This window comes from Kitasatospora sp. NPDC024654, from assembly GCF_055559155.1.
The window spans coordinates 1-2,058 of the sequence record NZ_JBVHLF010000237.1 but is presented as its reverse complement, the minus strand read 5'-3'; the positions used below and the strand labels follow the sequence as shown (position 1 = coordinate 2,058).

2 protein-coding genes and 1 pseudogene are annotated in these 2,058 nt (G+C 72.3%); all 3 read left to right on the top strand.

Annotation, left to right across the window (positions count from 1 at the left end):
* A partial coding sequence (locus tag ACZ38L_RS39265) for a 5'-methylthioadenosine/S-adenosylhomocysteine nucleosidase family protein (protein ID WP_465702911.1) occupies window positions 1-748 on the top strand: 748 nt, incomplete at its 5' end.
* Window positions 749-750: 2 nt separating this feature from the next.
* Entirely contained in the window at window positions 751-1,782 is a 1,032-nt protein-coding gene (hpnH, locus tag ACZ38L_RS39260) for an adenosyl-hopene transferase HpnH (protein ID WP_396568524.1), read from the top strand.
* Window positions 1,783-1,922: 140 nt separating this feature from the next.
* Window positions 1,923-2,058 (top strand): annotated as a pseudogene (locus ACZ38L_RS39255) (flavodoxin-dependent (E)-4-hydroxy-3-methylbut-2-enyl-diphosphate synthase); the annotation flags it as partial.

Genomic DNA, 2,058 nt, shown 5'->3' with positions numbered 1-2,058 from the left:
CGAGGTCCAGCATGCGCAGCGAACCGTCCGGCCGGACCAACACGTTGGCCGATGCGAGGTCGCGCAGCACCAACCCGACCACGTACACCCCCCCCCCCCACCCACCCACTCCCACCCCCCCCCCCCCCCCCCCCCCCCCCCCCCCCCCCCTGTCCCCCCCCCCCCCCCCCCCCCCCCCCCCCCCCCCGGCCGTACGGCGGACGCGCTGCTCGCGGCCGGCGGCTACGACGCCGTCGTGGTGACCGGTTTCTGCGCGGCGGTGGCGCCCGGGCTCGCCCCCGGCGACCTGCTGGTCGCCGACGAGGTGCGCGACGCCGCCGGCACCGCCTGGCCGGTGGCCGCCCCGGACGCGCTCGCCGAGGGGCTGCGCACCCTGGGCCTGACCGTGCGCCGTGGGGTGCTGCACTCCGCCGACCACGTGGTGCGCGGTCCGGAGCGCGGGCGGCTGCACCGGGCCGGGGCGCTCGCGGTGGACATGGAGTCCGCCGCGGTGCTCGGCCGCCTGCCGGCCGGGCTTCCGGCGGCCGCGGTCCGGGTGGTGGTGGACACCCCCGGGCGCGAGCTGTTGCGCCCGGGAACGTTGCCGGCCGGCCTGCGCGCCTGGCGGGCGCTGCGCGCCGCCGCCCCCGCCCTGCTCGGCTGGCACCGCGCGGTCGCCGCACCCGCGCCCCGGGCTCGGCCACGGTCCCCCGAGGTCTTCCTGTCGACCCATTCTTCCAAGCCGACGCTCCCCCAGGAGGCGAGCTAGCCATGGCCATGCCGCTGCGTCAGACCGTGCGGGTCAGTACCTATCTCATGCAGCAGAAGCTGCTCAAGCGGCGGGACAAGTTCCCCCTGATCGTCGAGCTGGAGCCGCTCTTCGCCTGCAACCTCGCCTGCGAGGGCTGCGGCAAGATCCAGCACCCGGCCGGTGTGCTCAAGCAGCGGATGCCGGTCGCCCAGGCGGTCGGCGCGGTCCTGGAGTCGGGCGCGCCGATGGTGTCGATCGCCGGTGGCGAGCCGCTGATGCACCCGCAGATCGACGAGATCGTGCGCCAGCTGGTGGAGCGGCGGAAGTACGTCTTCCTCTGCACGAACGCGCTGCTGCTGCGCAAGAAACTCGACAAGTTCACTCCTTCGCCGTACTTCACCTTCACCGTGCACATCGACGGGCTGCGCGAGCGGCACGATGAGTCGGTGGCCAAGGAGGGGACCTTCGACGAGGCGGTGGAGGCCATCAAGGAGGCGAAGCGCCGCGGTTTCCGGGTGACGACCAACAGCACGTTCTTCAACACCGACACGCCGCAGACCGTGATCGAGGTGCTCGACTACCTCAACGACGAGCTCAAGGTCGACGAGATGATGATCTCCCCGGCCTACGCCTACGAGAAGGCACCCGACCAGGAGCACTTCCTCGGCGTGGAGCAGACCAGGGAGTTGTTCCGGAAGTCCTTCGCCGGTGGCAACCGCCGCCGCTGGCGGCTCAACCACAGCCCGCTCTTCCTGGACTTCCTGGAGGGGAAGGTCGACTTCGAGTGCACCGCCTGGGGCATCCCCAACTACTCGCTCTTCGGGTGGCAGCGACCCTGCTACCTGATGGCCGACGGGTATGTCCCGACCTACCGCGAGCTGATCGAGAAGACCGACTGGTCGAAGTACGGCCGCGGTCGGGACCCGCGCTGCGAGAACTGCATGGCGCACTGCGGGTACGAGCCGACGGCGGTGCTCGCCACCATGGGCTCGCTCAAGGAGTCGCTGCGGGCGGCCCGCGAGACCGTGGGCGGGACCCGGGGCCCCCAGTAGCAGTCCACCCCCGGCGCGCGTGCTCCAGCGTGCGCCGGGTGGGGCCCCCCGAAGGCGCCGTCCAGCATGACGGGCCGTCGCTCCGGGCCGGACGATGGCACCACCAGCACACGACCGCATGAACGAGGATGAGCACAGCCATGACCGCGATCTCGCTCGGTATTCCGTCCCTTCCGCATCTGCCGCTGGCGACTCGCCGGGTGTCCCGGCAGATCATGGTCGGGAACGTCCCGGTGGGTGGTGACGCGCCGGTGTCGGTGCAGTCGATGACCACGA